Here is an 8,410-nt window from a genome sequence, read left to right as displayed (position 1 = left end):
TGCTTCAGATCCACCGATTGCCGGCACCGGAGTAACTTCATCCAGGTAGGAATCGGATCAAATTTAATGCATTCTCGGAGAACAGGGATCCGTCTGCCCAAATGGCGTCTGGAAAGTGACCTTATCGTATAAAAGCAATGAGGAACCCGTATTAAAACAGAACAGGTGATCATCAGATCCGTTTTGGACAAAAATGCACTTGTTTTATTATGCTTTACCGCCTAAATGACAGGGAAACAGTGCTCTATGAATAATTCAGGGTTACTATATCTTTAACAAATTTTTTGTTTCTATCGGCAGCATTCGACGGACTTTTTAGTTTAATGAGTTTAACATTTTAAATATAAAGAATGAAAAGAGGTGATAAAAATGACCCTGGCAAAAAATAGTTTATTACTTAAAATCTTCATTGTGATGGCGGCTGTCCTCGGGTTAGCATTTACTCTATTTTATGCTTTTAGCACGCCTTATCTGGCGAGTACTTTGGGTATAAGTACTTATGCAGCAAAAAAAGCAATTGATCTAATTTCTGCTGCATCAAGTATTTATGCCATTATTGGGCTTATTGCAGCAATTGCCGGTGGAGGAGGAATTGGTATCGGTATTTTGTTTACTGCAAAAGCTTTAATCAAGAAATTTGGCAAGAAGTATGCCGCAGCTTGGTAAAAATAAGACCCATGTCAGATTTTTAAATGTTTCTACCAACGAACATTTAAAAAGTCTGGCATGAGTTTTATACATATGAGAGATGGAGAAAATTATGATAGTAAAAACAATTATTAAACAATTAATAAGAGAATTGAAGATTGAAAAACAATCCTCATTATATCTTCCATTCATTTTGATTCTTTATTTTTTAGCATTTATACTTTTATTATTTGCCACAACGATAATAAATAGCTTTTTAATATTTTTTGCAATAAATTTTTTCCTCATGCAGTACAACTCACCTTTGATTAGTTCTGTAATCAGATCAACACTTACTATGAATTATATTTATGACCCAAAAGTCCTAATGAAATACTATTTATATGTGCACTTTCGATATAATCCATTTTTACCTATGTTTTGTTTTTTTAATATATTTTCTTTGGTTTTTAACTTAGCACATCCAGATACGTTAAGCTATATTCTCCTCTCAGTTCTTTTACAAATAAATTTAATTTTTTGTAGGATTATTAAAAAGAAAAAATTGACCTTTTCCATTTATAGCATAATTATTTTATGCATATTTGTATCTTTTATAAATTTTATATTTTGGTTGGAATGGATTTTTATTATCTTTTTATGCCTTTGTACTTTTTATACCTATCCTAGAAAAGGGTCTATAACGTTCACTGTTGTCAAGAAACGACATTTCAGTCAATCTTCTTTGCATAATTCAAAAAATAAATATATAGAATTGTTTAAATGTTATGCTTTAAGAAACCCAGCACAGGACAGTATTATTAGTGGTTTGATAGTAGTAGCATATGCTATTATTTCTAGAAAGATTAATATTTATAACGACTATTCAACACTAATTATGATTCTTTATTTGCTTGACTTAGAGATCGATGCCGATAAAGCATTCATTAAAATAAATAAAACGACTGCCTTCTATATTTTTAATTATTTAAGTCCATTAGATTCTCTTCAAATATTTTTTTTATCAAAGCAATTTCACAAATTATTAATTTATATAATAATATTATTCTTTACTGAAATAGTTGTCTTGGATTTCACGGTTAGAGGCATCTTAAATAATATATTCTCAATAATTATTATGTTTATTCTAGGACTAGTTTATCAAAAATTGGATAAAAAGGTATCTGTTAGAAGGGAAAAAGGAAACACTATTTTATTTGAATATCTCACAATTACAAGTTTAATTGCGATTATCGTAATTAAAGAATCTATGTTTAATATATAAAGATATAAGGTGTTTTTAGTATGGAAATTGTTAAAGTTAACATAAAATCTTATTTAAAATTTTCTTTAAGCATTATCGTACTTGCAATAATTCTATATTTTTTATTTGATTTTTTTGGATTATCATATTTCAATCATAACTTACAAAGAGGAGATATTATACATAGTCGAAACCCAAGCATATTGTATAGTTTAGAGATTATAAAAAATAATACCATTAATTTTTTTCAGTATTTCTTTTTGTTCCCACTGTCTCCATTATTAATTTTTATTGATTTAACTATAACTATCTATCAATTATGGGTAAGTATACATCTTCGAGGGTTAGTTCCTACTTTTTTATTACTGTACAAACATGCATTTATAGAATTTCCAAATATGTTGCTATACATGTATCTTTCATGGGTCAATATGATTATTCTATTTAAAAGTTTTAATCTAAAAAATGTTTTTTTCTCCATAAAGAAAAATATTAAGCTTTATTTATTATGTATTATTAATATATTGATAGCAGGGCTAATAGAAGGAGCGTTGAATTAATGACACCTATTGAATTAATAAACTGCAATAAATCATATAAAGGAAATGAGATATTTTCTGGTATTAGTTATAAATTTGTAGAATCAGTATATTTTTTAAAAGGAAAAAATGGAAGTGGTAAAAGTACATTATTAAGGTGTATCTGTGATATTGAAAAGTTTTCAAAAGGGAAAATAATTAATAACAATAAAAATTTTCTCTACCTAACTAACGAACCACTTAATCACAATTATTTGACTATTAGCGAGAATATTTCATTACTATTTAGTATTCATAGTTTACGTATTAATAAATCAATGGAATCAGTTATAAATAGCTTATATTCATCAGAACAATTGGAAACATTTTCTGAGCAAGCTTCCTTGGGAATGAATTTAAAAATAGGGTGTACGTTGTTGGCAGCGATAGACCATTGGGACTTAATTGTTTTAGATGAAACGTTATCTGGGGTAGACAAGGAGAGTCGAGATATACTTTTGGATCTTCTTAATAAATGTGTTAACAATGGTTCTTGCGCTATCATTGTCTCACATAATGATATAGAAAATGGATGTAAATTCAATTATAAAGTTTTATCAATTAAAGGAGATAAGCTCTGTGAGGAAATCAATAAGTAATAGTTTATTATCCTTATTTTTTTTGATCCCCTATGTTGTTTCCTATGTACTATTGTTTTACCAATATTCAGTCAGAATTAAGGCTACTCAATCACAGTTGAAACGAATACAAGCTCTATTGGATTTATCTGATTTAAAGTTTAATCTAGGAGTAATAATTTTTGTTGTTTTTGGATCAATATTAATATTGCTTTTTATCTTTATAATATTAAAATTTTTTCTCCTATTTGGTGATAAGTCAGTAGATACAGATAAAGATTTATTTAGAAGTTTAGTCTTGTCGATGACAATCACAAATGTTGCCGTCTTATTCTTAAATGAGTATATCTCGCTAAACTTCAAAGCAATTTCTTTAATCTCACCGTTTTTTGACTTAATTATATTTTTATTACTATACTACTCATCAACCAAGAACATCAAAAACACCGTTTTATTATTTACTGGGAAAGGGATTTTATACTTATCAAACGTTTTTTACCTAATTTATGTAAATATTAGATAGAGAACTTGCTTTGTATTTATTTGACAATGATGTTGTAAAGTGGACCCCATTGTCAAGACACATATTTGAAAAATTTAAGGTGGGTATTTGATGGCCTTCCCCATCCTAACCTTGAGACCTGTTTTCTTTGGGGTTCTGTCCAGGGCGACCGCAGGGAGGGCTAAGCCGATACTCCTTAACAGGTTCTCAAAGAAAATAGACACTTTCTCAAGGATGGGGAGGGACGCACCTAACCCTGTGATGATAAACAGAAGCTAGTGTTTGATAATCGAGCGACTGGTGTGGCCGTTCATAGTTATAAAGATTCAGATAGTTGTCAATGCCTCTGCGAGCATCTCTTGGACTTGCGTAGTCTTTGAGATAGACTTCCTCGTACTTAACCGAACGCCACAATCACTCGGTAATAATATTATCCAGAGAACGGTTCTTCCCGTCCATACTAATTTTAACGGATTGCTCCTTGAGAAGATCCAGATCGTGCGGACTCGTGAAATGACTGCCCTGATCACTGTTCATGATCTCCAGTCTTGCCTGCGTGAGTGCATCGCTAACGGTTTGCGTGATGAGCCCAATCTCCAGCGTCTGCTCCAAGGACCAGCTGATGACGTAACGTGAGTACCAGTCGATAATGGCGGCCAACAACCGTGTCTTAACCGAATGTAAGTAATGTCAATACCCCAGACATGGTTGGGATGGGTAATGGCCAAATTCTGAAGGTGGCCACGTCAGCGGCCCCCTTTTGCCAAAAAATAGTCCACTTGGACGTGCGGACTTGGCTACAGATCAAAAGGGAATACTTTTCAATATCGCTTCAGTCGTCGCATCAATTGCTTGGATTGTCAGCTATATCATCGCACTTTTTCGTTCCAAAGAAAGTTAATCTATCAATGGGCAAGCAAAAACATACTTATAAACGAGGGTTTTCATCATGGAAAAGGAGACTGTAAGCGGAAAGAAAAATCTAATTATTGCTCTAATCATCACTTTCGTATTAGTTGTAGCGCTGTGCGTGGCGATCGTTTTTCGACTGCATGCGAGAGTGCCAGCCAAGGACGAGCGCCCCTATCAACAATATGTCGTCAAATATGCGCCTGCGCTTGTTGAGTCAGGAAAAGTGGCCGCGAAACGAACGCAAACGCTGCAAAAACCGGCCGGAACAGTGCAAAAAATATTTGTGCAAAATGGCGACGAAGTGAAAAAGGACGAGGTCCTATTGACTACAAACAATAAGGAGATCGCCAGCAAAATTACTACGGCTAAACAGGAACTGTTAAAGACACAGCGTGATTTGGTTGTTCAAAAACAAACTATTGCTAATTCGAAAACGAAGCTGGCTGCAATGAACAAGAATGAAAGTAAGGACAATTTGAGTCTTGAACTGGCCAGGGATCAGAATACTTATCAGGATACAGAAGCAGACCTACAAAATCAGCGCGATCAATTAAATCAATTGTACAATCAGCAAGAAGAAGAGTTAAAGGCACCATTTTCCGGTGTGATCAGCATTACAAATGACGATGAAACCGGCCAGGCGCAGTACAGTCTGAGTTCGTCCGAAATGGAGGCACAGTCAAGTGTTTCTGAATATGATTACGATAAATTACATTCTGGCGCTGAAGCAACGGTCAAAGCGTTGGCAAATGGCAAAAAACAGACGACAACGGTAAAATTCCTTGCCAAGATTCCCGCCAAAGCTATGAGTAAGAAAAACTTTTCTATATATGACTTTACAGTTCCTGTGGATCACCGTTTTATGGTGGGACAGAGTGTGCAGATCGTCATTCCACAAAAGCAGATCAAACTCCCAAGTCAGACAATTCTTAACGAGAAGGGTCAAACAATAGTTTATTTGGTCATTCATGGCAAGGCCAAGCGCCATGCTGTAAAGGTAGAAAAACAAAATGGTTTTTATTTTCTCAGAAGCGGCTTACAACCCGGTCAGCACATTGTCGCTAATCCTGATAAAAGACTCAAAGACGGAGCGAAGGTGAATTGATTGATTCGGTTAGAGCGACTTAATAAGTTTTATCAACAGGGTGACGAAAAGATTCATGTGCTGAAGGATGTCTCGTTGCAGATTCAGCAAGGCGAGTTTGTGGCAATTATGGGACCGTCGGGATCGGGTAAATCAACGCTGATCAATATCATCGGTTTTCTTGATCATCAGTTTATGGGACAATATCGATTTAAAGGGGAGTCAATGATTGATCAGTCGCTGAGTGATTATGCAAGGTTGCGAAACCAAAACGTGGGCTTTGTGTTTCAGAATTTTAAACTGATAGCCAATTTATCCGTTGCTGAAAATGTTGGTCTGCCGCTTCTCTATGCCGGTCATCGGCGCAAAAATATTGCCGATCAGGTGAACGATGTCTTGTCCAGTGTGAATTTGCAGGGAGTTGGTGCAAAATTACCGATGCAACTCTCTGGTGGCCAGCAGCAACGTGTTGCTATTGCCCGTGCCTTAATTACACGACCTAGTTTTTTGCTGGCCGATGAGCCGACAGGGGCTCTTGACAGCCACACATCGCAGGAGATCCTGAAACTGTTCATTGACCTCAATCATAAATCGCGATCCACCATCATTATGGTGACGCACGATTTTCAAGTCGCTCGCCTGAGTCAGCGAATCATTCGCATCCTGGATGGTCGGATTGAGAGTGATCGGAGCGTCGATCAATGAAGATGACCGAACAGTTTTTTACTGCCTTACGTTCACTTCTGACGAATCGTCGACGTAGCATTTTGACTGTGCTGGGCATTGTCATCGGTATTGCTTCGGTGATTACGATTATTTCTTTGGGCAAGGGCGTGGAAAAAGCAACACTGAAAAATCTCCAAGCCTCCAGTTCAGGTAAACAGTCCACTGTCGTTGACTATTATGCCGATGATCTGAATTCAACGGCGTCTGGTTTTGAGGCATCGGATTTGGCGCTGATCAATGCTTCTCAAGCCAGTTTTGGACTGGTAAAAGCCGATATCGTCAGTGATAATGATGGGAGCGCTGAATCCGAAGCGTCGATCAACGGTGCTGATCAGAACGTGACGGTGAAGCTGCTTAAATATCCCTCCTCTGATTTAGAAATTCTGTCGGGGTATAACATCTCTAAAAATAATATTATGCTGGCCGATCCTGTTGCTTTAATCTCTAAAAAATTAGCGACTTCTTTTTATTCGTCGGTTAATCAGGCTTTAGATACGTCCGTGACCGTCAACGGAATCAGTTATCAGGTGATTGGCATTTTTAAAGAGGACATGGAACTTGATGATATTGCCATTTCCAAGACTGTCTATGAACGCAGCAATAATGGTGAAGCAGGAAACAAGTTGAAGCTGACCTTTAATCGCGGAGAGAATGTGAGTAAACAAACGAAAAAGATCGTCAGTCTGCTCAACAAACAAGGCAGTCATCATCTGCAGGGCAGCTATGAGCATATGGATATGGGGGCAATTTTGAAGGGGGTAGGTTCGGTTATCAACGGATTGACCTACTTCATTAGCGCTATTGCTGGCATCTCATTATTTATTGCCGGCATCGGCGTCATGAATATGATGTATATCTCTGTCTCGGAGCGTACCCAGGAAATTGGCATTCGCTTAGCGATTGGCGCGTCACCAAAGAGCATCTTATTACAGTTTCTTCTGGAGGCAGTATTGCTGACTGGGATGGGCGGTGTGCTTGGATTTGGAATCGGATGTGGCTTGGCGTGGTTGATTTCACTTTTCTTACCTTTCAGAGCTGTTGTCGGTTTGGAAAGCTTCATACTGGCATTTAGTGTTTCTGCAATTGTAGGCATTGTATTCGGGATATTTCCGGCAAGACAAGCGGCCAAGAAGAACTTAATAGATATTTTGAAATAACACCTTTATTTGGGGAGGTTCCTCGTTACGTTAAGAAGACAAAGTAAAAAAGTGATCTTTTTTAATTCTCGTTATTATTCTGTCAAGTATCTCTTAAGGAGGTTTTTGCACCATCTTCAGCACGTGATCCAATAGGTAAGATAAACAGTGCAGAAAAAGAAAGGGAAATAATTGGATAAAATAGCAAATTATTTTCAATGGTTCTGTATAGTGTTGTTGGCTATCAATTTATTTGTTGAAAACTCTCCAATAGAAACTACGATAAGCATTGTCGTTTTGATCTTAATAGTAATTGTTAGAGTGCTATATTTTTATCCTAGGAAGAACAGTTAAGTCCTTATAATTGTGTAAAAAGGGTTATCTGATTATGGGAAAGTGAGAACCTGGATTCCCGTTACACATCACTAGGTAACGGAATATCCAGAGCTGCATAAATAGCCTTCTGGGCATTCAAGATCTCACCAACTCTCAGCGCATGACCCGGGGATTCAAAGGACTCGATGACGTCCAATTTATCGAGTAAGGATTGGAGGGTATAGTCTTTGAAAAGCCTCTGTGCCTGCATTTTTGTCTTGATATAGGCAAGCAGGATCAAGCCTACAAAACTCACAAAAAGCTTTCCATCTAAAGTGACTTCCGATGAAACCAGCATGCGACGCAAATTCATCCGCTCTTTGATGTCCCCAAAACACTTTTCAATGGGGTCTTTTCCTCGATAGATTTCGAGGGCTTTGATCGCGCCCATTTTTTCATTGGAGAGCAGTGAGAAATACCCGTAATAGCGTTTGGCCCTCTCGACCGCTTGATGATTCACGGTCACCTGTACCCCCCGTTTTGGCGTTGATTTAACCGTGAAATATTTTTTATAAAACGCTTCGTGTTCGGGTAGGCGTTGACCGGTTTCCAATTCGTGATGATGGCGCATCAGCTTGCGATCAAATTTTTTCTGATCTTCGGCCGCCTGATCGACATTGTAGTAAAG

Annotated in this window: 6 protein-coding genes and 1 pseudogene; 5 read left to right on the top strand and 2 right to left on the bottom strand. The window is 36.8% G+C overall.

Annotation, left to right across the window (positions count from 1 at the left end):
* The first annotated feature begins 369 nt into the window (after nt 1-369).
* Nucleotides 370-666 (top strand): circular bacteriocin, circularin A/uberolysin family, encoded by a 297-nt coding sequence (locus tag D889_RS0114415; RefSeq protein WP_010632937.1) that lies wholly within the window; start codon nt 370-372, stop codon nt 664-666.
* Nucleotides 667-2,450: 1,784 nt separating this feature from the next.
* Nucleotides 2,451-3,068: an ATP-binding cassette domain-containing protein gene (locus D889_RS0114400; protein ID WP_010632171.1), complete on the top strand. Its 618-nt coding sequence runs from the start codon at nt 2,451-2,453 to the stop codon at nt 3,066-3,068.
* A 709-nt stretch (nt 3,069-3,777) separates the two neighbouring features.
* Here the strand turns inward: D889_RS0114400 and D889_RS15870 are convergent.
* A pseudogene (locus tag D889_RS15870) lies at nt 3,778-4,286 on the bottom strand (transposase); the annotation flags it as partial.
* Nucleotides 4,287-4,498: 212 nt separating this feature from the next.
* Between D889_RS15870 and D889_RS0114380 the strand changes: the two are divergent.
* The 3 genes from D889_RS0114380 to D889_RS0114370 are packed head-to-tail and all read left to right on the top strand — an operon-like array spanning nt 4,499 to nt 7,428.
* Nucleotides 4,499-5,566 (top strand): efflux RND transporter periplasmic adaptor subunit, encoded by a 1,068-nt coding sequence (locus D889_RS0114380; RefSeq protein ID WP_010632168.1) that lies wholly within the window; start codon nt 4,499-4,501, stop codon nt 5,564-5,566.
* Complete coding sequence (locus tag D889_RS0114375; RefSeq protein ID WP_010632167.1) at nt 5,567-6,250, top strand: ABC transporter ATP-binding protein; 684 nt, start codon at nt 5,567-5,569, stop codon at nt 6,248-6,250. It begins immediately after the preceding gene.
* Nucleotides 6,247-7,428 carry an ABC transporter permease gene (locus tag D889_RS0114370; protein ID WP_010632166.1) on the top strand — a complete coding sequence of 394 codons (1,182 nt, stop codon included), beginning with the start codon at nt 6,247-6,249 and terminating at the stop codon, nt 7,426-7,428. The genes D889_RS0114375 and D889_RS0114370 overlap by 4 nt, the downstream gene beginning before the upstream one ends.
* A gap of 394 nt (nt 7,429-7,822) precedes the next feature.
* Here D889_RS0114370 and D889_RS15775 read toward each other — a convergent pair.
* Nucleotides 7,823-8,410: IS1634 family transposase (locus D889_RS15775; protein WP_018962448.1), on the bottom strand; the 588-nt coding region annotated here is incomplete at its 5' end.

The sequence above is a fragment of the Sporolactobacillus vineae DSM 21990 = SL153 genome (genome assembly GCF_000377985.1).
In the GTDB taxonomy this organism is placed as follows: Bacteria; Bacillota; Bacilli; order Bacillales; family Sporolactobacillaceae; genus Sporolactobacillus; species Sporolactobacillus vineae.
This window is presented reverse-complemented; position numbering and strand designations above follow the sequence as displayed.

Bases quoted from the DNA above. Each gene is read 5' to 3' on its own strand.
- D889_RS0114415 (WP_010632937.1), top strand. From the start codon at position 370: ATGACCCTGGCAAAAAATAGTTTATTACTTAAAATCTTCATTGTGATG.
- D889_RS0114400 (WP_010632171.1), top strand. From the start codon at position 2,451: ATGACACCTATTGAATTAATAAACTGCAATAAATCATATAAAGGAAAT.
- D889_RS0114380 (WP_010632168.1), top strand. From the start codon at position 4,499: ATGGAAAAGGAGACTGTAAGCGGAAAGAAAAATCTAATTATTGCTCTA.
- D889_RS0114370 (WP_010632166.1), top strand. From the start codon at position 6,247: ATGAAGATGACCGAACAGTTTTTTACTGCCTTACGTTCACTTCTGACG.